Source organism: Enterococcus sp. DIV2453a, from assembly GCF_050533535.1.
Taxonomy (GTDB): Bacteria; Bacillota; Bacilli; order Lactobacillales; family Enterococcaceae; genus Enterococcus; species Enterococcus faecalis.
Map to the genome: position 1 here is coordinate 291,477 of NZ_CP172899.1, position 22,456 is coordinate 313,932.

The window sequence follows — 22,456 nt, forward strand, 5'->3', positions numbered from 1 at the left end:
AAACAATTTAGGGAGTGGAAAACATGGATTTATTAATTAAACAAGTTCGTCTTCAAGACGGTGAAGCATTACAAGATGTAGCTATTAAAGAAGGAAAAATCATTGAAATCGCCCCAGTTATTACTGGCGATGCCAAAGAAGTCATCGAAGCAGATGGTCGTGTTTTAATCCCAGGTTTTGTAGAAAGCCATTTACATTTGGACAAGGCATTAATCGCTGATCGTAAACCAAATAAATCAGGTACGTTGAAAGAAGCAATTGAAGTAACCGCAGAATTAAAACCAACATTTACCGAAGAAGACATTTACGACCGTGCCAAACGTGCCTTAGAAATGTTAATCGTTCATGGAACCACGGCGTTAAGAACGCATGCAGAATTTGACCCAGCGCAAGGTTTTACTGGCTTCAAAACAATTATGCGTTTGAAAGAAGAATACAAAGAGTTAATTGACATGCAAGTAGTTGCGTTTCCGCAAGAAGGAATTTTTAAAGCCCCTGGAACAGAACAAATGATGTATGAAGCAATGGATATGGGCGCAGACGTTGTCGGCGGTATTCCTTATAATGATGCACCAGCGAAAGAACATATTGATTTAGTGTTTGAAATTGCTAAAAAATATGATAAAGATGTAGATTTACACCAAGATTTTGCCGATGAAGCTGATGATATGAGTATTGAATATTTATGTGAAAAAACCATCGCTGAAGGCTACCAAGGCCGTGTTTCAGTGGGCCACTTAACGGCATTGCATGCCTTACCTGAAGCAGAATTGGCGCCTATTATTGCAAAAATGGCGGAAGCGAATATTAGCGTGATGGCTTTACCAGCAACGGATTTACATTTAGGGGCTCGTGGTGATCAGTACAATGTTCGACGTGCGGTTACGCCAATCCGTAAATTACGCGATGGTGGCGTGAATGTCTGTATTGCTACAAATAATATTCGCAATGCTTTTACACCATATGGCACAGGGGATATTGTTCAAACAGCGATGTTAGCCATTCCTGTTGGACACCTAGGTGGAGCGGATGACTTAAAAACAGTGCTACCAATGGTAACAACAAGTCCTGCTCGTGCGATGGGACTAGAAGGATACGGTGTCGCAGTTGGGAATAAAGCAGATTTAGTCTTATTAGACACAAAAGTGGTTGAACATGCGATTATTGATATTCCAGAACGGTTATATGTTATTAAAAACGGCCGTGTTACAGTCAAGACAGACAAAAAAGTCGAAATCATTCGTTAAGAAAAAAAACAAAAAGCTCAAAATGTTAGTTGTCAAAACTAACATTTTGAGCTTTTTTTGATAAAGGTAAAGCTAGGAAGGTGAAAATATGATTAATTTATCCTGTTTTAGCTATGATTCTCTATTGAAAAGTTTATTTTTAGTTTATTTTTGGTCGATTTTCCTTGATATATATAGAATCTTCAGGAAATGCTCCTGTCTGTTTAAAATTCGGAATTTCAGAAATTATTCTTTTTTGCTAAACTAGTTATAACTGGTTAGTAAAAAGAAGTATTGGACGAATAGCGCTGAAACAAGTGAATGATCCAAAGTATAAAGAAAAATGAAACCGATACCACAAGACAAGACTGTTGCTGAAAATGGTAAGTGATCATTCTGCTAAGTTTAGTGTCTTAATGTTTAGTTAACTAAGAATTGTTGGATTGTTCTTTAGAAAGAAGGGACAATATGAAGCGAAGTAAATGGAAAGAATTGATAGTAACGGGCATCTGCCATATATTAGTATTCCCCATACTAATACAGACAACTGTTTTTGCAGAAACATTACCAAGTACAAAACAAGTAAGAGAAGGAACCAATCATTCATTAACAGCAGAAAAAGCCGAAAGTGAACAACCACAGACAAAGGATAAACTACATGATGAAGAACCACTAGCATTGCCAAAAAGTGAGTTAATCGATAATGAGGCTAATGTTACAAGTCAAACGATTAGAGAAAGAATTGAGACGCCTAACCTAACTTATCGTTATGGATTTATTAATGAAGAGGGGCAGCCAGTAAACGCCAATGAGATCCTTCTACAGTATCATAGTTGGCAAGGCAATTCCCCAAATGGCATAAATGTGTGGGAAGGTGAAAGTCAACCAGCGACAGCATCTACAGTGGCTAATTTAAAAGAAGTGGTAATTCCAAGTGAGAAAGTAGCCGTCTATTCCGACATGTCAACGGTGCTTGCAGCGAGTAATCAAACATTTTTTTTACCAAGATATTATACTTCTTTAAGCTTATACAATAAGAAAGGGGAAATTGATCCCAATTATCCGCTGCCAACTATTTCCGACGCATCAGGAAACCAATATCCAACAACAATTTCGCAATTTGAATTGGAAAAAATATCTGCACAACAATATAGTCAGAAAACAGGAGTAACATTTAACATTAGCGAGAGTCAAAAACTAATCGTTCCTGTGTACAACCAAGTGAAGGTTGATTCATCGAATCAATCTGGGCTATTGAATTACTTTAAATTTTCAGGGCCGGTTTATTATCATGTTACCAATCGCAAAGTGACAGAACATTTTGTGGATACTCAAGGGAAACCAATCCCTCCGCCACCGGGGTTTAGACAAGGAAAGCAAACGCTTATTGAACGTGCCCCTTACACCTTTAAACAGAACGGCCTTTTGCCAAGTAGCTATGAAATCGACTCAAAAACATATCAATTTCAAGGATGGTATAAAGGGAAAACGAGACCTGAAAATTTAGAAAAAAGCGTAACGCCCAGTTATGATATTACCTATGACGACAATGATGATTTAACTGTTGTCTATAAGGAGGTACCTCAAAAAAATTATACATTTGAGGATGTCAATGGTGTTGAAATTGCACCACCATCTGATTTTATTCAGGATCACCAACGACCAATAACTACGGATGGCTTTCGCTATTTAGCTGGAAAAAAACTGCCACAACAATACAGCGTTAACGGTAAAACTTATTTATATCAAGGTTGGTATCAAAATAAAACAAAACAAGAGAACTTAGAAAAAACAAAACGACCAATAAACTCCCCTGTTTTTAATGAAATGAACGCTATTACAGCAGTGTATAAGGAAATAACTGCAAAAGCTGAAATGCAAATAGAAGGACTAGTCAAAGTCATGCCAAGTGGTTATATACAAATTTGGCAGATTATGCTTACAAATGTGGGAGAAGTACCGTTTAAAAAAATAAACTTAAAGCCAGCAATTGGTTGGTCACCAGGTCTAGCTCGGCCAATCCAAGTCACGATTCGTGTTGGATCTGAACCAAACAAAATTGTTCCTATTACTGATGAAAATTGGCGAGTGGGCATTGCTTTAAATACGGAAGTGCCTATTGGTCAGACAGCAACTATTATGATGACAACAATTGCTACAGGTGAACCAGATCAAGTGTTACAAGCGGCTGTTGAAATGAATGGAAATTTTTCTGCTGTTCACGCAGCTGATACTGTCAGAATCCAACCTAAAAATCAAGAAATTGTGGCACCAGATGAGGAAGGTTTTATCAGCACACCAACTTTTGATTTTGGTAAAGTCGCCATTTCTAGCAACACGCAGCAACATGGTTTAAAGCAGGCAGCAGATTATTATGAAAATGGTCAGGAAAATCCATATTTACGTTTGAAAAAATCACAACCCAATTGGGCACTAACTGCAGAACTATCCCCCTTTGAAGGAAGAGTGGATCAACTATCATCAATGACAAAGTTATTGTTAGGAACAACCAATGTTTCAGGTTTTATTCAGTACAATCAACCAACGGAAACTAAAGTTGCTCTTGGCAAAACAACCGCTATTCAATTAGTTGCCAACGGTGTAGCTAGCCATATTGTTGCCAATGGTCAGTTTGACGAAAGTGATGTTTATCAATTTGATTTTTCTTTTGATCAAATCAAATTAGAAATTCCAGCAAATCAAGGTAGAAAAGATCAAACTTATCAAGCAATGGTGACTTGGAATTTAGTGACAGGCCCATAAGTCCATAAAAAATAAGTTGAATAGTTTGATCAAAAACATTGCATAGAAATAATAAAAGGCGGCTCAACGAAGCGGCCTTTTTCTTGATTCATTACCAAAATATAACGAATTTTGTAACAAAAACGTTTGCTAAAAAGAAGGAAAAATGATTAATTTTACGAAAAAAAGCATATATCGACAAAAAAGAAGCAAAATTTGAATAAAAAAAGAAAAAATATGAAAAAAAATCGAAGAATTGTTTAACAATTGAAAACACGTGAAAACCAGTCATGACAAGGCGTAAAAGCCTTACAAAAGGTAAGTTTACCTATTATGGAGAAAGAACGAGTGATCTGAAATGTTTTTGTAACATTTCTATTGCTTAATTGAAATATGGGTGTGGTAGAATGTTTTTGTCGTAAGAAAAGATTAAGATATTTTAAATAAACTTTAGAAATTAATTCGGAGGAATGACAAGTGAAGAAACGTCTATTTGCATCAGTATTACTATGTTCATTAACGCTATCAGCAATTGCTACCCCAAGCATCGCTTTGGCGGACAATGTTGATAAAAAAATTGAAGAAAAAAATCAAGAAATTTCATCATTAAAAGCAAAACAAGGGGATTTAGCTTCACAAGTATCTTCTTTAGAAGCAGAAGTATCTTCAGTATTTGATGAAAGCATGGCTTTACGTGAACAAAAGCAAACACTAAAAGCAAAATCAGAACAATTACAACAAGAAATTACAAACTTGAATCAACGTATTGAAAAACGTAACGAAGCAATCAAAAATCAAGCACGTGATGTTCAAGTTAATGGACAAAGCACAACAATGCTAGATGCAGTTTTAGATGCGGACTCAGTTGCAGATGCAATCAGCCGTGTTCAAGCTGTTTCAACAATCGTAAGTGCCAACAACGACTTAATGCAACAACAAAAAGAAGATAAACAAGCCGTTGTTGATAAAAAAGCTGAAAACGAGAAAAAAGTGAAACAACTTGAAGCAACAGAAGCTGAATTAGAAACAAAACGTCAAGATTTACTTTCTAAACAATCTGAATTAAACGTAATGAAAGCTTCATTAGCATTAGAACAATCATCTGCTGAAAGTTCTAAAGCTGGCTTAGAAAAACAAAAAGCAGCTGCTGAAGCAGAGCAAGCACGTTTAGCTGCTGAACAAAAAGCTGCAGCTGAAAAAGCCAAACAAGCTGCTGCAAAACCAGCTAAAGCTGAAGTGAAAGCAGAAGCACCAGTTGCCTCTTCATCAACAACAGAAGCACAAGCACCAGCAAGCTCAAGCTCAGCAACTGAATCAAGCACGCAACAAACAACTGAAACAACTACACCAAGTACAGATAATAGTGCAACAGAAAATACTGGCTCTTCTTCATCAGAACAACCAGTACAACCTACAACACCAAGTGATAATGGAAATAATGGTGGCCAAACTGGTGGTGGAACAGTTACACCAACACCTACACCAGAACCAGAGAAACCAACACCACCAACACCAACACCTTCTGCTGATCCAACAATCAATGCATTGAACGTTCTACGTCAATCATTAGGTTTACGTCCAGTAGTATGGGATGCAGGTTTAGCAGCTTCTGCAACTGCTCGTGCAGCACAAGTTGAAGCAGGTGGTATCCCAAATGATCACTGGTCTCGCGGAGATGAAGTTATCGCAATTATGTGGGCTCCAGGTAACTCAGTAATCATGGCGTGGTACAATGAAACAAACATGGTAACAGCTTCAGGTAGCGGTCACCGTGATTGGGAAATTAACCCAGGTATTACACGTGTCGGTTTTGGTTACTCAGGTAGCACAATTGTAGGACACTCTGCCTAATCAGCAATGATAAAAATAGACGTAAGCAGCTTCTGAAAAGAAGCTGCTTTTTTCGTTACTATTTCATCCGTCTCCGTTGACAAATTTGCTAAACGTGGTATTCTAATTATAATCTAATAATTTCCGTTGAATAGGAAAGTAAATGCAAGACAGCTGGTAGAGAGACTTTGGTTGGTGAAAAAAGTTAGATGTCTGTATCGAAAAATGGCCTAGGAGGAATTTTTGTCGAAACGTAGGCAAAAACGTAATGTCTTTCGTTAACAAGACCGCTGATTATGATTGTCAGTTGAAGGGAAAGAGTCATCTTTCCGAAAAAAGGTGGTACCGCGATAATAATCGCCCTTTTACTAGTTACGGCTAGTAAAAGGGCGTTTTTTTATAAATAAAAATAGGAAAGAGTGAGGCAAATGAGTAGTCAGATTCCTTTTACAGTTGATCATGTGGGAAGTTTTTTACGTCCAGAAACAATTAAGAAAGCACGGAAAAAGGTCCAAGCAGGTGCTTTATCTCAAGCAGAGCTACGTCTTATTGAAGATGAAGAAATCAAAGCATTAGTAGCAAAACAAAAAGCTGGCGGCTTACGGGGAATCACAGATGGTGAATTTCGTCGCGGTTTTTGGCATATTGATTTCTTAGAAGGATTAAATGGCGTGACAGGCTATATTCCAGAAACGGGGTATAACCAAACCTTTCATGGAAAAGCAGCTCCGGCCTATAATATCCGCGTAGTGGATAAAATATCTTTTCCTACGCAACATCCATTTTTAGAGGACTTTTCATTTTTAAAAGAGGTGGTGGAAGTTGGTGATGGCACGGTAGCCAAAGCAACGATCCCTAGTCCGACCATGATTTTACGTCAAGAAATTTTATCCAACGACGGCACCTCGCGCATTCAAACAATTTATCCAGAGATTGGTGATTTTTATAAGGATTTAGCACAAACATATAAAGACGCAATTGCGGCCTTTTACGAGAGAGGTTGCCGTTATTTGCAATTTGATGATACAAATTGGGCGTTTCTAGCGGATCAGACAAAACAAGAAGAATTACGAGCAAAAGGAATACAGCCAGAAGAAATTGCACAAGTGTGTACCATGATTATTAATGAAGCCTTAGCTGGCAAGCCAGAAGATTTAACTGTAACCACACACATTTGCCGTGGGAACCATGCTTCGTCTTGGTTATTTTCAGGTGGTTATGAACCGATAGCAAAAGAATTATTTGCTACGAATTATGATGGTTTCTTCTTGGAATATGACTCAGATCGTGCAGGGGACTTTTCACCATTAAGACATTGGCAAAATAATGGCAGCAAAGTCGTTTTAGGTTTAGTTACTTCTAAGTTTCCTGAATTAGAAGAGACTGAACAAGTGAAAGCGCGAATTCAAGAAGCCCAACAGTTTGTTCCTTTAGAAAACTTAAGTATTAGTCCGCAATGTGGTTTTGCTTCGACGGAAGAAGGAAATCGTTTGACGGAGGAAGAACAATGGCGCAAAGTTCAATTACTTCAAGAAATTGCTAGAGAAGTATGGTAAAAAAGAGGTCGGGACAGAAGTGTTTAACTCCGAGAAATAAGAAGGAATTTCCGAAAATTGTTCTATAATTTTTGGAGAATTTCGGCTTATTTCCGAAGGAGTTGCTTCTGTTCCCGCCGTTTATCAGTTTTTGAGCGTGGAACAAAAATCCAAAGTGATTTTTGTCCCACGCTCTTTTTCATTATATTATTTTAAATATTGATCTTTAGTAAAATTCGTGTGTTCATACTCGCCGTTGTCACCATAAAAGCGGTTATAGCGTTGTTTGAATTTGCGGAATAAATAAATGACTGTCACTTTAACTAGGCAATACATTGGAATCCCAAAAATAACGCCCATTAAACCAAACAGTTCGCCCATAACTAACAAGACAAGTAAAATAGTAATCGGATGGACTTTTAATTTATCGCCCATCACACGAGGAATAACAAAATCACCATGAATCAATTGGATGGCAAACCAGACGATAACAAATTTAACTACCATAAATGTGGAATCCTGAAAGGCAATAATCAATCCAGGAATAAAGGCAATAAATGGCCCGATATAAGGAATAATACATAAAATACCCGCAGCTAAAGCTAAAATGCTACCAAATTGTAAACCAATTAATAGAAAAGCTGGCCAATACATAATCCCTAAAACCAACGAAGCAATGACTTGACCTTTTAGATAATCGCCAATTTGAATGTTGGCAATTTGGCTATATTCGTCAAAATCAGGACGAAAAGCTGGGGGAATGATGCCTTTTACAAAGCGATAAAACTTTTCTTTGTCTTTTAAAAGGAAAAAGGCGATGATAGGTCCTGTAAACAAGGTTAGGAAAGTAGAAGAAACTGCAGAAAAGACGCTTCCCAGACCTTGTGCGCCTGTTTGTAGGTAATCCCCTGCAAAGTCTTTAAAGGAGTTTGTAAGTTTGCCCCAGAGCTGATTAATCGACTCATTAGCAGATTCTAAATCTTTTGCAAAAGGTGTTTTAGCCATAAATTCTTGTACTGTTTGGAGCGTGCTTTTCCAAAAACTTGGGAATTGTTTGATTAATTCTTCCGTTTGGTCTTGGATAATTGGGAAAAGTTGCAGTCCAGCTAACACTAGTAATGCAATAATTAAGACATAGAGAATCGCAATCGCCCAAACACGGGGAATTTTTTTCTCAAGGCGTTTCACCATTGGATTAAGCAAATAAAATAGAATAATACCAAAAAGTACCGGGCCTAAGACGGCACTAAAAATAACAAAAATTGGTTTAAAGATAAATGAAACAGTGTTGAATAAAAAGATAGTTACAGCAATTAGACAAAGGATAGTTAATGTGTAAAGTAAATTTTTCCCACCTAAAAAGCGGATCCACTTGGTACTTTCTTTATCCATAAGTTGCTCCTTTCGTTAAGCTTTATTTCTAAAATGACCAATAATTTCAATGACACCCATGAAAATCAGGATAAATCCAAAGACTTGCATCAAAACTAAGAGACTTTTGAAGGGGTTGAAAACTAAAACAGCTCCAGCGATTAAAACCAGAATACTGTAGATAAGCGCGCCTGTTTGACGAGTATTTAAAGCAAAAGTCAATTGAACGAGGCCGTTTATAACAATGCTAATCCCTAATAAAAACGGCAGAATCGAAACGATCACTGGTGCAAAAAATAAAAAGGCTACTGCTAAGACGACAAAGATTAAACCTGTTACGAAACCAAGTCCCCAGCTACCCGTTTGTTTTTTTATTTTGTAGTCATCATAAATATTAATTAACCCTAAAAGCATCAAATAACCAGCAATTAAATAACCGACGAACTGGAAGAAAGCACCGGGATTAAAGACAATGGCACTTCCGATAACGATAAAGACGGCGTCGCGCAATAGGGTATGGCGCCGAAAATTTTCTCTAAAAGTTTGGAACATAAAAATCCTCCTCAATGTTATTGTTTCTTTTATTCTAGCGGAAAAAAGAAAAAAGTGCGAGTGGTAGCTCTAAAAAGTGTTGGAAACTGTGTCTTTAGAAAAAATAACATTAAAAATTAAAAAAGTCTTACAAATGAGCGAAAATTGGCATATAATGGAAAGTGAAATTTTATTTTAAGAAGGAGAGATTTGATGGATTTATTACCTTTATTAGGCGTATTGATCGTCATTGTCGGCTTCGCATTGAAATTTGATGCTATCTTGATTGTGATGGTTGCTTTAATAGTGACGGCTTTTACTGGCGGGCTTGGTTTGACATCAATGCTAGAAACACTAGGAACAACCTTTGTGAATAATCGAGGCATGGCTATCTTTATTATTATTATGTTAGCAACAGGAACGTTAGAGAGAAATGGCTTGAAAGAGTCAGCGGCTACGTTGATTAAACGATTCAAAAAGGTATCTGCTGGTGTGATTATTGACATTTATGGTGTCTTTCGGATTATCTTCGCCGCTTTTAACGTAAGTTTCGGTGGGGTAGCAGGTTTTGTGCGTCCGATTATTTTGCCAATGGCGTTAGGAACAATTGAATCAAAAAATTTACCAATGGTGCCAGAGTATGAAGAAGAACTAAAAGGGATGGCTTCAGCCATGGAAAATATCTGTTGGTTCTTTGGTCAAGTTCTGTTTGTTGGTGGGGCTGGGGCATTGCTTGTTCAATCAACATTGAAAGATTTAGGCTATGAAGTGACATTAGGTAAATTGGCTTTAGTGGAAGTACCAGTCGCCTTAGTTGCCTTAATTTCGGCAAGTATTTACTTTACTTTAAAAGAAAAAAGATTACGTAAAAAATATTATGGACAGGAGGGACTGAAATGAGTTTTTTCACAGATCCAAGTATTGATTTGAGTGCAAAGTTATTGGAAGTCCTTTATATTTTTATGGGTATTATCTTGTTATATACAAGTTTTCGTAGTTTTCGTGATAAAACCAATCAACATGCGTATGGGACTAGTTTATTCTGGGGGATTTTAGGGATCTTAATCGGTTTTGGTCGGTTTATTCCACCAGTTGCCTGTGGCGTACTTATTTTTGTGATGACAATTCCGGCAATTCTTCAAAAAGTGACAAAAGGAGAAAGTCGCTTACCTTCGAAAGAATACATGGAAAAAATGTCTCAAAAATTAGGAATGAAGATTTTTATTCCCGCACTAAGTATCGGGGTTTTTGCAATTCTTTTTGCCACATTGACTACTTTAGGAGCTTTAGTCGGTGTCGGTGTTGGTGTCTTTGTAGCGATTTTCATCATGATGTTCTTTTCTAAAAATAATACGCCGAAAGTATTTTTTGATGATGCGGCGGAAATGTTAGAAACAGTCGGTCCTCTTAGTACGTTGCCAATGCTATTAGCTTGTTTAGGTGCTGTTTTTACTAGCGCTGGTGTTGGTGAGATTATTTCAAAAGGGGTTAGTGCCGTAGTACCAGCAGGAAATGTCAATGTAGGGATTATTATTTATGCTGTGGGAATGGTTATTTTTACGGCTATCATGGGCAATGCCTTTGCAGCAATAACCGTGATGACAGTCGGAATTGGTGTGCCGTTTGTCTTTTCTTTAGGTGCAGATCCCGCATTAGTTGGGATGGTTGCCTTAACATGTGGTTTTTGTGGTACACTGTTAACACCGATGGCTGCGAACTTTAATATCGTACCTGTAGCCATGTTGGAAATGAAAGATAAGTACGGCGTCATTAAAAATCAATTGCCGATTGCACTTTTCATGTTAATTTTCCAAATTGTTTATATGATTCTATTCAAATAAGAAAGGATGATCGAAATGAAAGTTGTCGTTACTGGCTTTGATCCATTTGGAGGAGAAGCAATCAATCCTGCCTTTGAAGCAGTCAAAAAATTACCTGCTGAAATTGCAGGAGCTGAAATTATTAAAGTTGAGGTGCCAACTGTTTTTGGCACTAGTGGTGAAAAAGTGGCTGAAGCAATTGAAACCCATCAACCAGATATGGTGATTTGTGTTGGACAAGCAGGCGGCCGCCAAACAGTCACTGTTGAAAAAGTGGCGATTAATTTAGCGGAAGCGCGTATCCCGGATAATGCAGGACAACAACCAAGCGATGTGCCGTTGGTTGAAGATGGAGCAACAGCCTATTTTACAAATTTACCGATTAAAGCGATGGTAAAAAATTGTCATGACCATCAATTACCTGCAGCGATTTCTTATACAGCAGGAACCTTTGTATGTAATGATATTATGTATCACTTACTACACTTAATTAACACTAAATATCCAACTATTCGTGGCGGATTTATTCATGTTCCGTTCCTACCAGAACAAACAATTGATAAACCAACGTTTGCTTCTATGTCATTAGAAGCAATCACAGATTCTTTGTTCTATATGATTGAAGCAGCGGTAAAAACGCAAGAAGATATTCAACTACAAGGTGGCACAACCCACTAATTAACAGGCGCTTTCGTGAGAACGGAGGCGCTTTTCTATTTTTACAAAAAGAAAAAGTAATTTTTGTTGGCGTGTGAAAAAATTTTTATGCTATTTTCGTTGACAAGTCGGTTTCTTCTTGGTATATTGAGATTCATAAATTATTAGCCCAGTAGGAAATAGATGTTTTGTTCAGAAAGTCGATGGTTGCTGCGAATCGATCAAGTCTATTTGTGAATTACACTAATAAGTAGTAACAATTACATAATACATAAGCGAGAAGCAAGTAAGCTTCTAATTAAGGTGGTACCGCGGAGAGATTCGTCCTTATTCTTTAAGGATGAATCTCTCTTTTTATGTAGCTTTAGGAGGCGTTTTCAATGAGTTGTGGAGGGGTTATTCGTTATCATAAGATCCTTTAATGTCAGAGTATTCAGAAAAAAGATTAGAGGAGAGTAACGAAATGAAAGAAAAACAGAAAAAGAAGACCGTGAGTGTTCGAGAAGCAAGTATCGTGTTATTAATTATTGTGGCAGCTATTGCAACAGGAGTAATTGGCTTAAAGATATCGCCAAATATTACTATTTTGTTTGTGATTGCATTGATTTTAGGCTACGCAATGTTTCGTAAAGTACCATTTGATCAAATGCATAAAGGGATTGTTGATGGCTTGAAGCCAGGGATTATTCCAATTTTTATTTTCATTTTAGTGGGTGCATTGATTGCCGTTTGGATTCAAGCTGGAATTATTCCAACGATTATGGTTTTTGGTTTTAAAATGATTAGTGTTAAATGGTTTGTGCCGTCAGTTTTTATTGTCTGTGCGATTGTCGGCAGTGCAGTAGGTAGTGCTTTTACAGTGATGTCAACAATTGGAATTGCCTTTTTCGGTATTGGCAGTACCTTAGGGTTAAATCCTGCTTTAGTTGTGGGGGCGATTGTTTCTGGTTCAGTTTTTGGTGATAAAATGTCACCTTTATCAGAATCAACAAACTTAGCCGCAGCGATTGTTGAAGCGGATTTGTTTAAACACATAAAAAACTTGATGTGGTCGACTGTACCAGCATTTATCGTCTCTTTAATCTTGTTTATGATTTTAGGACAAACGTACGCGAATACAAGTCTGACAGAAGTAGTTCAAGTTATTCAAGTATTGGAAGACCACTTTACCATTTCCATTTGGTCATTGTTACCATTAGCCTTAATGTTAATCTGTGCCTGGCGCAAAATTCCAGCGATTATCACGATTTTGTTGAACATTATTGTGGCAGTAATTATGATTATTATTCAAAATCCGAAAGTATCGTTGCAGGCATTAGGAAACACGTTGGAAAATGGGTTTGTTTCTCAAACGGGGAACGCACAAATTGATCAATTATTAAGTCGTGGCGGAATTATGAGCATGATGCCGACTGTGGCACTTATTATTCTAACGTTGTCTCTAGGTGGCTTATTAATGGAATTAGGATTGATCTCTGCGGTCATGGAAGTTGTTTCGCAGAAAATGAGCAGTACACCGAAATTGATTTTATCAACGTTATTAACAGGAATTGGCGTAAATATTTTTATTGGTGAACAATTCCTATCGGTTATTTTACCAGGGAATGCCTTTAAAGAAGTTTACAAAAAAGAAGGCTTGGATCCGACTGTTTTAGGCAGAACCTTGGAGGATGGTGGGACGGTTATTAACTACCTCATTCCTTGGGGGATTGCAGGTAGCTTCGTAGCGGGGACCTTTGGCGTACCAACGTTGACTTACTTACCATTTGTTTTCTTTAGCTTATTATCGCCTGTCTTCTCAATGGTCAGTGCATTTACTGGTTTAGGGATTAAGCGGTTATCAGCAGAACCTGTTACCGAAAAATAGATTGATTAAAATAGAACAGTTGATGGGGAATACTGTAGTTTCTCTCTGTCAATTGTTCTATTTTTCTTGTAAAAAAGGTTGCATTTTTAGAAAGAAACAGTTATAGTTGACTAGTCAATTGTTGACGAGTCATCTTTTTAAGGAGGAAACTATGTCGTTATCATTACGGGAAGTCAGCCAATTATTATGTCAGTTAAAGGTATTAGATCAAAAAATTACCAAAGTTTTTGAAGAGCAAGTTGGCTTGAGTTTGACTCGTTATGAGTTGCTGATGATTTTAAAAGAACGTCAGCCGTGTCTTCAAACGGAGATTCAAGAACACTTAAAAATCGATAGTGGTGCGGTCACTCGCCATTTGAAAATTTTAGAAGAGAAACAGTATGTGACACGACAGCGAAATCCAGAAAATAATCGGGAAGTGCTAGTGCATTTAACAGAAAAAGCACAACAAGAACTACAGCAATGTACAGCCAAGCAACAAACGGTAACAGAAATTATTCCCAGTACATTTACAAAGGACGACTGTCGCCAGTTAAAAGAACTTTTGACAAAACTAGATCAAAGCATTACAACGAAAGAGGTATGATAGAATGACAACATATACAACGAATGATTTTTCAGAGATTGTTTTTGGCCGCAAATCGGTTCGGGTGTACGATGAAACCCATAAAATTTCTCATGAAGAAATGTTAACAATGATTCAAGAAGCGACCACCGCCCCTTCTTCTGTTAACATGCAGCCATGGCGTTTTGTCGTAGTAGAAAGTGAAGTAGGCAAAGAAAAATTAAAACCCTTAATTCGCTTTAATACGCGTCAAAATGAAACATCTTCTGCAATGCTCTTAATTTTTGGTGATCTAAACTGCCATGAGCGAGGAGAGGAAATTTACAATCAAGCCTATGCTAGTGGTAAAATGCCTAAGGAAGTGCGGGACCAACAATTAGCAGCCATTATTCCCCATTATGAAAGTTTAAGCAGAGAACAAATGAATGACATCGTAAAAATTGATGCGAGTTTAGCAGCTATGCAATTTATGTTAGTGGCCCGAGCTCACGGATATGAAACAAATCCAATCGGTGGTTTTGAAGCGGAAAAATTAGCCGAAACATTTGGTTTAGATCAAGAGCGCTATGTCCCAGTAATGATTTTATCTGTGGGTAAGGGCATGGAAACTGGTTATGAATCTGTTCGTTTAGCACCAGAAAAAATCACGACATTTGAATAGGCAATAAAAAATGACGGCGTACGCTTGCATCAACCAACGATCTTAAAGAAAGTTGGCTAATGCAACAGCGATGCCGTCATTGTCGTTGGATAAAGTGACTTCCGTTGCGATGCTTTTAAGCTCGTCAACGGCGTTTTCCATAGCAATCCCCGTGCCAGCCCATTCCAACATTGTATAATCGTTGTGACCATCACCAAAAGCAATTACTTCTTCAGCAGTTATGCCTAACTGTAGGGTTAGTTTTTCTAAAGAACGCGCTTTATCAATATTTTTAGCGGTAAATTCAAAATAGAAAGGAGCGGAAAAAGCAGCGGTGACGGTTTCTTTGAAAGGCGCGTAGATGGCCTCATGATATTTTTGTAAATAGGCGGGTTCACCAGCAATTAAAATTTTGTTCAAGGGAAAGTTTAGTCTGGCGGCTAAATCATGCCACTCACATAATTGAAAGTTGCCACCCCGTGATTCATATTCAATAATATTAAAATCACCAGTCTCTAAATGTAAGGTGTTATGAAAAACATCATTGACATACATAAATGTTTCATCATTAATCATTGGAATTACGTCAAATTGTTTCAAATGCTCTAAAATTTGTTGACTCAATGACTTTGAAATTGTCTGATTAAATAGTTGTTGCTGACTGCCATGATGGGTGACACAAGCGCCGTTATAGGAAAGTAAGTGTCCATTATAATGAGCCATCTCCAATTCATCTGCTAAGGTCCGCATACCGTTAGTCGGGCGGCCAGAAGCCAAAATTAGTGAGAGGCCTTGTTTTTGTGCAGCTGCTAGTGCTTGTCGCGTTTTTGGTGAAATCTTTTTTTCTGAAGTTAACAAGGTACCATCAATATCCATTACAATTGCTTTGATTGCCATAATTGGCCTCCAATCCGAAGAGTTTCTTTCTTTTAGTATAAAAGTTTTTTCTATTAATGTAAACGGATTCTCTTGTGAGGTGTATAAAAGAATTATTTTACAAAAATCTATACTATTTTTTTGTGAAATTTCATATAATAGAAGTATTCTAATTATCTACATAGAGAGCGAGGGACAAGGAATATGAAGGAAAAAGAAATGCATTCGCTCTTTTTTAAACATAAGTTTGTGAAAGTAACTCCCTATTTACGTCGTTTTGGTCATCGTTTGAGTGGGATGATTATGCCAAATTTGAGTATTTTTATTGCGTGGAGCTTATTGTCTTTGGTGGCTGGCTATACGACAGGGAATCTACGGCTAGCTCTTTCTGAAGTCGAAACGATAATGATTCGAGTTGTTTTACCGATTTTAATTGGTTTTACAGGCGGAAAAATGTTCGAGGAACAACGTGGCGGCGTCGTTGCTGCTATTGCGACAGTGGGCGTGATTGTTTCCACAGATGTTCCACAGTTGTTTGGTGCTATGTTTATTGGCCCTTTAGCAGGATATACTTTCGCCAAAATTGAACAAATTCTCTTACCGAAAGTTAAAGAAGGCTATGAGATGCTGACTAAAAACTTTTTAGCAGGAATTGTGGGAGGACTGCTGTGCTGTTTTGGTATTCTGGTTGTAGCTCCGGCTGTTGAAAGCGCTAGTTTTTGGCTGTATCAATTTTCTTCTTGGTTAATTGAAGCCAATCTTTTGCCATTGGTTCACGTTTTCTTAGAACCCTTAAAAGTGTTATTTTTTAATAATGCGATTAACCATGGCTTATTAACGCCTCTAGGTTTAGAAGGTGCTAGTCAAACAGGTCAGTCCATTTTATTTCTATTGGAAACAAATCCTGGACCAGGCGTGGGCGTTTTGGTTGCTTTTCTGCTGTTTGGGTCTGTAGGACAACGAAAAACAGCAGGAGGTGCCACCATGATTCAACTGATTGGGGGCATTCATGAAATTTATTTTCCGTTTGTTTTAATGGATCCGCGCTTATTTTTAGCAGTAATTGCTGGAGGAATGAGTGGTACGCTTGTTTTTCAAATATTTAATGTGGGGCTAAGTGCTCCAGCTTCGCCAGGTTCATTGGTTGCGATTTTAGCCAATGCCCCGACTGATGCGAGGCTGGCGGTTTTTAGCGGAATTTTTGTTAGCTTTCTGTGCTCTTTTGCAATAGCAAGCTTGTTATTAAAACGTCAACGAGGAATTGAATCAGTTTCAATGATAAAGATGAAGGAGAAGGAGGAAGACCAAGTGGAAACAGTCACACCTAACTATCAGCAAATTTTATTTGTTTGTGATGCAGGAATGGGCTCAAGTGCCATGGGGGCTAGTTTGCTAAGCCGACAATTAAAAGCTGTGGACTTGGAGATACCTGTGACTTACCAGTCCGTTCATCAGATGAAGTGGCAGCCTAAGACATTAGTGGTCATTCAAGCAGAATTGAAACAGTTAGCACAAAAGTACGTCCCAGAAAAGGATATGGTGAGTGTTCAAAATTTTTTAGAAATTAAATCCTATTACCCGCAAGTTTTAGCCAAACTGACTGCTTCTTCTCAAGAGCAATCTTCACTTGGTTCAGAGTCTACTGAAACGAACTCGACCAAACAAAGACAGAAGCTTGTTTTTTTATATGCCGAGAATGTTCGAGGATCGCAAACAATGGGAATGGAATTATTGCGGCAACAAGCAGCGAAACAAGGAGTCGCGATTGAAGTATCTAAAGAATCACTGGAAACAGTCTTTTTTACCAAGGAGACAACCTACGTAGTGACTCGTGAACTGGCGCAAGCCTATCATTTAGATCTAACGCAACAAAATTTATACGTAGTTACTAGTTTTTTGAATAAGAAAGAGTATCAAGAATGGCTGGAAGGAGGAGCTGATAGATGTTTTTAACGACAAGAGAAACTGTTCTATTAACGGAATTAGTGAATAGTCCCACCCCCGTTTCAGTAAACCGCATGATGAATTTGTTAAAGGTTAGCCGCCGGACGGTATATCGTGAATTAGAAAATTTAGAAACCTCGCTAGCATCGATGGGCGCGACGTTGGAAAAAGTAGCTCGTGGGAGCTTTTCGATTCAAGCAGATGAAGCAGCGATGACGGAAATTCAGGCTGCTATTTTAGGAGAAGAGACACAGGAACTTTCTACTTTGGCGCGGCAACATGTGATTTTATTGACATTACTTCAAACAAAAGAGCCAGTCTCTATGCATTATTTTCTGGAAACGTATTGTATTAGTAATACGACTTTTTATGCCGATATTAAACAATTAGAAACACGGATTGCTCGGATTCCGTTGACGATTTCTCGGAATCAAGGCTATGAAGTGACTGGTTCTGAAAAATATCGCCGTCTTCTAATGGCGAATATTCTAAGTATGGAAATTAATGAGTACCAATTTTTTCATTTTACCGAATTAACAACAAACGACCATTTTTTCTTTCAGTTTATTCATGCAGAACATTTAGCATTTGCACAAAAAATTGTTCAGCCAGAAGTAGAAACTTTATTTCCAGCATTAAGTGATCGCAAATTACAACATTTGATTTTAATGTTAACAATTGCGATGGATCGGGTCACTGCAGGTTTTTATTTAGCTGATGAGACCTATACTGGGCAGATGAATAAGGCCTTTCTAAATTGTTCTAAACGACTTTTTTCAAAAGTCGCTGCTGAAACAAAACAACTATACGCTGTCAGTGAGATTGTTTTTTTTGCTAGCTTATTAAGTGATTTTTCTAATTCTTTTGATGAAGATTTTTTTGATGAACATTTTGACACTCAGCTGGCTTATGCAGTGAAACAACTGATTGAAGCAGTAAGTCAAGAAACGGAAGTTAATTTTTTCGAAGATACCAATTTGTATAAAATGTTGTTGACACATTTATCAGGTGTTTTTTCTCGGGCGGTTTTACAAGAAGAAGATTTAACGAATCCCATTTTAGAACGGATTATGAATCAATATCAAGAAATAGCTGCGGCTTTACGCCAAGCGTTGCCGCAAATTTTTCCGCAAAAGAATTTATCGGAAGAGGAAATTGCCTACATGGTACTTCATTTTGCCAATTCTTTAGAGCGGAGTCCCAAAATTATGGAAGTTGATATTGCTGGTTTTTCTCCTAGCGGTTTGGCTTCGACAAGTATGCTGGAAATGCGATTACGGCGCTACTTTCCTTTTATCAACCAGATTCATTTTTTTCGGATTGCGGATTTAGGTAAGGTGAATGTTGAGGAAAACTATGACTTAGTGATTTCCACTTCGTTATTACCAGGATACAATGGTAAATATAAATTGATCTCACCGTTACTTTTAGACGATGAAATCCGCCAATTGAAAGAAGAGTTTAAGCGGATTAGTCACGAAAAACGCTCGCTTAGGAAAGCGCCTGTGAAAAAAATAGGTGGCGAAGAAAGCTACGAAACAGTGGTCGCTTTCATGGAAGAAATTAGTAAACTATTAGAAACATTTTTCATAGCAGATTTAAATAATCAAGCGGATTTAGCAGAAACCGTTCAACAAGCTCTCGCGCAACTTTCCGCAGATTTAATCACCGATAGTGCAATCGTCTGTCAGCAATTGATGAAACGTTACGAGCAAGCGCCTATTGGGATTCCTCAGACGGAAATGGCCTTATTCCATACCTCAAGTACAGCAGTGACACAGCCTGTTTTTTGTATTTTTAATCTGGCCCAGCCACTTATGATTGAAGGGATGGATAAAAAGCCGATGCAGTTACAACGTATGTTACTCATGCTAGCGCCGATGCCGATTGATGAAACAATCGGAAAAATTTTAGGAAAAATCAGTGGTGCGATTATTATGAATGATTTAAATACAGAAATTTTTCATTCAGGAAATGAAGCCATTGTTTATCAGTTGCTTTCGTCATTATTAATTGAAGAAATGAAAGGCTAGGTGTTGAGAGATGTTTGAAATTACAGCGGAGCAAATAATGTTGAATCAATCGTATGCTAGTTGGGAGGAAGCACTTGCAGCTTCTGGTGAATTACTGCTAAAAAATCAGTTGGTCACGCCTGACTATGTCAAAGCAATGTATCAACGTCAACAAAAAGTCAGTGTGTATATCGGTAACTTCGTGGCATTACCTCATGCGGAAGGACAAGATGAACAAGTTTTAAAAGAAGGGATTTGCTTTATTCAAGTGCCTGATGGGGTCAACTTTGGTACGGAAGCAGATCGAAAAATAGCTACTTTGTTATTTGTCGTTGCTCTAAAAAGTCAACGGCAATTAAGCATGCTTCAAGAATTAGCTTTTTTCTGTTCAGATCTCGAAAACATTCAGCGGCTCAGTGATTGTCAAACAATAGATGAAGCACAAAAAATTCTGGCTCAAGCCTAAAGTTACGTCTGGAAAAAATCAATTCATTCTGAAATGTTCAATAATTATTGAAATAATTTTATATTAAAAAAATAAAATATTTTAATTTAAGAGGTTAAACAAAAAAGATAAGAAGATTCCTTGACAAAAAATAGGACCTATGATAAATTTAAGGTAACTTGTGACAAAGTCGTGCATGGATGCACTAAAAAGACACCCTATTGTGGTAGGGTGTCTTTTTTTGCTGTTTAGACAGCAGCGGTTGGAAGCAACTTGTTTATTCCTCGTTCTGTTTTTCCAACCAAATGGTTACAAGTTTCAGGACAATCCCGACAAAAATCGGCACAAGAATTTTTGTGACAATCTCGTACATGTGATGCACCTCCTTTCGAGGCAAGTCGCCAATTTGAGTATAGCATAAAAAGTTGTTCGTTTATTATTGGAATTATTAGAAATGGAATAAGCACGTGTTTTCTGGTTTTCGTAACGAGAGAACACGTGCTTTTTTCTTTCAACTTTTGGCACAATGGTTTGTGCCAAAGTACGACTTTTTTCAGCTTTGGAAAGCGGATACAATTTAGTCAACAAGAAAAGTTACTTGAGAGAAGGGGAATAAAAATGGAACAAGTACCAGAAAAAAATAAAGTATCAATTAAAGCAAAAGTCCAAAGACTTGGCAGTACCTTATCTAGCATGGTGATGCCCAATATCGGGGCGTTGATTGCGTGGGGCGTTTTGACAGCGCTATTTATCCCAGATGGATATCTGCCAAATAAAGCCTTTGCCACGATGGTTGGCCCAATGTTGACCTATTTAATTCCATTATTAATTGGCTACACTGGTGGGAAAGTAATTGCAGGTGATCGCGGTGCCGTAGTTGGCGCAATTGCGACAATGGGCGTGATTGTGGGAACCGATATTCCGATGATGCTAGGTGCCATGATTATGGGTCCACTTGGTGGCTTTACAATTAAGAAATTTGATCAGTATTTCCAACATCGGATTAAAGCTGGTTTTGAAATGTTAGTAAACAATTTTTCAGCTGGATTGATTGGTTTTGCATTAGCTTTACTTGGTTTTTCAGCGATTGGCCCAATTGTCGATGCGCTGACTGCTGCAATGGCACGTGGTGTGGAAATCATTTTAAATGCTCATTTGATTCCATTAACGAGTATTTTTATTGAACCGGCAAAAGTGCTCTTTTTAAACAATGCGATTAATCATGGCATTTTAACACCCTTAGGGACAGAACAAGTCTTATCGGCTGGTAAATCAATTCTTTTCCTATTAGAAGCAAACCCTGGTCCTGGGTTAGGTGTCTTATTAGCATTTATGTTTTTTGGAAAAGGTGCGGCAAAATCTTCTGCGCCGGGAGCAATAATTATTCATTTCCTTGGTGGTATCCACGAAATTTACTTCCCATATGTAATGATGAAACCGTTATTATTCTTATCGGTTATTGCAGGTGGCGCGACAGGTAGTTTGGTTTTCCAAACGTTAGATGCTGGTTTACGTGCGCCCGCTTCACCAGGCTCCATTATAGCTATTTTAGCGATGACACCAATGGGTTCTTACTTACCAGTTATTTTAGGTGTTTTGGCAGCAACTGCTGTTTCCTTTGCAGTATCCGCAGTCATTTTAAAAGCAGATGCGAAAGAAGAAAGTGATGAATTTGCCCAAAAAGTGAAAGAAACCCAAGCTGCTAAAGCAGCATCAAAAGGATTAACTGTCACAAATGGTAGTGCTTCATTGTCAGGAATTCAACAAATTATTTTTGCTTGTGATGCTGGGATGGGCTCTAGTGCAATGGGGGCGTCTATCTTACGGAAAAAGGTCCAAGAGGCTGGTTTAGTACAAACTGTGACGAATCGGGCCATTAATAATTTGACCGATGAGGGAAATACATTGATTGTCACACAAGCGGAATTGCAAGAGCGGGCCAAACAGAAAGCACCTAATGCAACCTTTGTAGCAGTTGAAAACTTCTTGAACTCACCACGTTATGATGAAATTGTGGCTGAACTATCAGGTACCAAAGAAAAAAACGACGCACAACCAACAGCCTCCAAAGCAACACCTGCTTCTGAAATTGAGGGAGATTTAGCAAATGTCAATGAGATTCTTTTGGTTCACGATGACCGTGTCGGGTCAGCAACGATGGGAATGAAAGTCTTAGAAGAAATTTTAGATAAAGAGAAAATTTCAATGCCGATTCGAAAAATTAATATTAATGAATTAACTCAACAAACACAGGCTTTAATTGTCACTAAAGCTGAACTAACGGAACAAGCCCGTAAAAAAGCACCGAAAGCGACACACTTATCAGTAAAAAGTATGGTTAATCCCCAAAAATATGAAACAGTGGTTTCGCTCTTAAAAGAAAGTGCCTAGAGAG

General features: G+C 37.9%; 19 protein-coding genes and 2 other annotated features. Of the genes, 14 read left to right on the top strand and 5 right to left on the bottom strand.

All coding sequences use genetic code 11. The features are described 5' to 3' along the window. Positions 1–23 precede the first annotated feature (23 nt). A complete protein-coding gene (locus tag IGK03_RS01490; protein WP_002389547.1) occupies positions 24–1,247 on the top strand; it encodes an amidohydrolase family protein in 1,224 nt (407 codons plus the stop codon). A 447-nt stretch (positions 1,248–1,694) separates the two neighbouring features. Next, positions 1,695–3,989 (top strand): WxL domain-containing protein, encoded by a 2,295-nt coding sequence (locus IGK03_RS01495; RefSeq protein ID WP_154052260.1) that lies wholly within the window; start codon positions 1,695–1,697, stop codon positions 3,987–3,989. 91 nt (positions 3,990–4,080) lie between these two features. Here the strand turns inward: IGK03_RS01495 and IGK03_RS01500 are convergent, their stop codons facing one another. Further along, positions 4,081–4,260 (bottom strand): hypothetical protein, encoded by a 180-nt coding sequence (locus tag IGK03_RS01500; protein ID WP_002367870.1) that lies wholly within the window; start codon positions 4,258–4,260, stop codon positions 4,081–4,083. A gap of 185 nt (positions 4,261–4,445) precedes the next feature. Here IGK03_RS01500 and IGK03_RS01505 point away from each other — a divergent pair, with 185 nt between their 5' ends. Continuing rightward, on the top strand, positions 4,446–5,819 hold the full coding sequence (locus tag IGK03_RS01505; protein WP_010713588.1) for a PcsB-like coiled-coil domain-containing protein: 1,374 nt from the start codon (positions 4,446–4,448) through the stop codon (positions 5,817–5,819). A 117-nt stretch (positions 5,820–5,936) separates the two neighbouring features. Continuing rightward, positions 5,937–6,166: a binding site (T-box leader), on the top strand. Positions 6,167–6,226: 60 nt separating this feature from the next. Next, entirely contained in the window at positions 6,227–7,354 is a 1,128-nt protein-coding gene (locus IGK03_RS01510) for a 5-methyltetrahydropteroyltriglutamate--homocysteine S-methyltransferase (protein WP_202334746.1), read from the top strand. Positions 7,355–7,540: 186 nt separating this feature from the next. On the opposite strand, the gene IGK03_RS01515 is transcribed toward IGK03_RS01510, so the two are convergent. Together IGK03_RS01515 and IGK03_RS01520 are read right to left on the bottom strand one after the other, a co-directional pair. Next, positions 7,541–8,725 carry an AI-2E family transporter gene (locus IGK03_RS01515; protein ID WP_010713586.1) on the bottom strand — a complete coding sequence of 395 codons (1,185 nt, stop codon included), beginning with the start codon at positions 8,723–8,725 and terminating at the stop codon, positions 7,541–7,543. Positions 8,726–8,740: 15 nt separating this feature from the next. Further along, positions 8,741–9,256 (bottom strand): HdeD family acid-resistance protein, encoded by a 516-nt coding sequence (locus IGK03_RS01520; protein WP_002381189.1) that lies wholly within the window; start codon positions 9,254–9,256, stop codon positions 8,741–8,743. A gap of 192 nt (positions 9,257–9,448) precedes the next feature. Here IGK03_RS01520 and IGK03_RS01525 point away from each other — a divergent pair, with 192 nt between their 5' ends. The 6 genes from IGK03_RS01525 (at position 9,449) to IGK03_RS01550 (ending at position 14,805) form a co-directional block, all read left to right on the top strand. Then, positions 9,449–10,135 (top strand): DUF969 domain-containing protein, encoded by a 687-nt coding sequence (locus IGK03_RS01525; protein ID WP_002355265.1) that lies wholly within the window; start codon positions 9,449–9,451, stop codon positions 10,133–10,135. Continuing rightward, entirely contained in the window at positions 10,132–11,076 is a 945-nt protein-coding gene (locus IGK03_RS01530) for a DUF979 domain-containing protein (protein WP_002355267.1), read from the top strand. The genes IGK03_RS01525 and IGK03_RS01530 overlap by 4 nt, the downstream gene beginning before the upstream one ends. Before the next feature lie 15 nt (positions 11,077–11,091). Further along, positions 11,092–11,733 carry a pyroglutamyl-peptidase I gene (pcp, locus tag IGK03_RS01535; protein WP_002355269.1) on the top strand — a complete coding sequence of 214 codons (642 nt, stop codon included), beginning with the start codon at positions 11,092–11,094 and terminating at the stop codon, positions 11,731–11,733. Positions 11,734–11,868: 135 nt separating this feature from the next. Then, positions 11,869–12,044 (top strand) — a binding site (T-box leader). Positions 12,045–12,133: 89 nt separating this feature from the next. Then, positions 12,134–13,579 (top strand): Na+/H+ antiporter NhaC, encoded by a 1,446-nt coding sequence (gene nhaC, locus IGK03_RS01540; protein WP_002383673.1) that lies wholly within the window; start codon positions 12,134–12,136, stop codon positions 13,577–13,579. A gap of 151 nt (positions 13,580–13,730) precedes the next feature. Beyond that, a complete protein-coding gene (locus IGK03_RS01545) occupies positions 13,731–14,165 on the top strand; it encodes a MarR family winged helix-turn-helix transcriptional regulator (protein WP_002362972.1) in 435 nt (144 codons plus the stop codon). A 4-nt stretch (positions 14,166–14,169) separates the two neighbouring features. Continuing rightward, positions 14,170–14,805: a nitroreductase family protein gene (locus tag IGK03_RS01550; protein WP_010713585.1), complete on the top strand. Its 636-nt coding sequence runs from the start codon at positions 14,170–14,172 to the stop codon at positions 14,803–14,805. A 42-nt stretch (positions 14,806–14,847) separates the two neighbouring features. Here the strand turns inward: IGK03_RS01550 and IGK03_RS01555 are convergent, their stop codons facing one another. Further along, positions 14,848–15,681: a Cof-type HAD-IIB family hydrolase gene (locus IGK03_RS01555; RefSeq protein WP_202334747.1), complete on the bottom strand. Its 834-nt coding sequence runs from the start codon at positions 15,679–15,681 to the stop codon at positions 14,848–14,850. A 183-nt stretch (positions 15,682–15,864) separates the two neighbouring features. On the opposite strand from IGK03_RS01555, the gene IGK03_RS01560 reads away from it, so the two are divergent. Genes IGK03_RS01560 through IGK03_RS01570 form a run of 3 tightly spaced genes read left to right on the top strand, consistent with a single transcriptional unit; the run spans position 15,865 to position 20,082 of the window. Further along, positions 15,865–17,613, top strand: a complete 1,749-nt coding sequence (locus IGK03_RS01560) for a PTS transporter subunit EIIC (protein WP_202334748.1) — start codon at positions 15,865–15,867, stop codon at positions 17,611–17,613. Continuing rightward, complete coding sequence (locus IGK03_RS01565) at positions 17,604–19,637, top strand: BglG family transcription antiterminator (RefSeq protein WP_430602424.1); 2,034 nt, start codon at positions 17,604–17,606, stop codon at positions 19,635–19,637. The genes IGK03_RS01560 and IGK03_RS01565 overlap by 10 nt, the downstream gene beginning before the upstream one ends. Before the next feature lie 10 nt (positions 19,638–19,647). After that, entirely contained in the window at positions 19,648–20,082 is a 435-nt protein-coding gene (locus tag IGK03_RS01570; protein WP_002355276.1) for a PTS sugar transporter subunit IIA, read from the top strand. A gap of 256 nt (positions 20,083–20,338) precedes the next feature. On the opposite strand, the gene IGK03_RS01575 is transcribed toward IGK03_RS01570, so the two are convergent. Then, positions 20,339–20,434, bottom strand: a complete 96-nt coding sequence (locus IGK03_RS01575) for a type I toxin-antitoxin system Fst family toxin (RefSeq protein WP_015543884.1) — start codon at positions 20,432–20,434, stop codon at positions 20,339–20,341. 245 nt (positions 20,435–20,679) lie between these two features. Here IGK03_RS01575 and IGK03_RS01580 point away from each other — a divergent pair, with 245 nt between their 5' ends. Further along, positions 20,680–22,452, top strand: a complete 1,773-nt coding sequence (locus tag IGK03_RS01580; RefSeq protein WP_002405272.1) for a PTS mannitol-specific transporter subunit IIBC — start codon at positions 20,680–20,682, stop codon at positions 22,450–22,452. Positions 22,453–22,456: the final 4 nt, after the last annotated feature.

Bases quoted from the DNA above. Each gene is read 5' to 3' on its own strand.
- IGK03_RS01490 (WP_002389547.1), top strand. From the start codon at position 24: ATGGATTTATTAATTAAACAAGTTCGTCTTCAAGACGGTGAAGCATTA.
- IGK03_RS01495 (WP_154052260.1), top strand. From the start codon at position 1,695: ATGAAGCGAAGTAAATGGAAAGAATTGATAGTAACGGGCATCTGCCAT.
- IGK03_RS01500 (WP_002367870.1), bottom strand. From the start codon at position 4,260: ATGACTGGTTTTCACGTGTTTTCAATTGTTAAACAATTCTTCGATTTT.
- IGK03_RS01510 (WP_202334746.1), top strand. From the start codon at position 6,227: ATGAGTAGTCAGATTCCTTTTACAGTTGATCATGTGGGAAGTTTTTTA.
- IGK03_RS01515 (WP_010713586.1), bottom strand. From the start codon at position 8,725: ATGGATAAAGAAAGTACCAAGTGGATCCGCTTTTTAGGTGGGAAAAAT.
- IGK03_RS01520 (WP_002381189.1), bottom strand. From the start codon at position 9,256: ATGTTCCAAACTTTTAGAGAAAATTTTCGGCGCCATACCCTATTGCGC.
- IGK03_RS01525 (WP_002355265.1), top strand. From the start codon at position 9,449: ATGGATTTATTACCTTTATTAGGCGTATTGATCGTCATTGTCGGCTTC.
- IGK03_RS01530 (WP_002355267.1), top strand. From the start codon at position 10,132: ATGAGTTTTTTCACAGATCCAAGTATTGATTTGAGTGCAAAGTTATTG.
- pcp (WP_002355269.1), top strand. From the start codon at position 11,092: ATGAAAGTTGTCGTTACTGGCTTTGATCCATTTGGAGGAGAAGCAATC.
- nhaC (WP_002383673.1), top strand. From the start codon at position 12,134: ATGTCAGAGTATTCAGAAAAAAGATTAGAGGAGAGTAACGAAATGAAA.
- IGK03_RS01545 (WP_002362972.1), top strand. From the start codon at position 13,731: ATGTCGTTATCATTACGGGAAGTCAGCCAATTATTATGTCAGTTAAAG.
- IGK03_RS01550 (WP_010713585.1), top strand. From the start codon at position 14,170: ATGACAACATATACAACGAATGATTTTTCAGAGATTGTTTTTGGCCGC.
- IGK03_RS01555 (WP_202334747.1), bottom strand. From the start codon at position 15,681: ATGGCAATCAAAGCAATTGTAATGGATATTGATGGTACCTTGTTAACT.
- IGK03_RS01560 (WP_202334748.1), top strand. From the start codon at position 15,865: ATGAAGGAAAAAGAAATGCATTCGCTCTTTTTTAAACATAAGTTTGTG.
- IGK03_RS01565 (WP_430602424.1), top strand. From the start codon at position 17,604: ATGTTTTTAACGACAAGAGAAACTGTTCTATTAACGGAATTAGTGAAT.
- IGK03_RS01570 (WP_002355276.1), top strand. From the start codon at position 19,648: ATGTTTGAAATTACAGCGGAGCAAATAATGTTGAATCAATCGTATGCT.
- IGK03_RS01575 (WP_015543884.1), bottom strand. From the start codon at position 20,434: ATGTACGAGATTGTCACAAAAATTCTTGTGCCGATTTTTGTCGGGATT.
- IGK03_RS01580 (WP_002405272.1), top strand. From the start codon at position 20,680: ATGGAACAAGTACCAGAAAAAAATAAAGTATCAATTAAAGCAAAAGTC.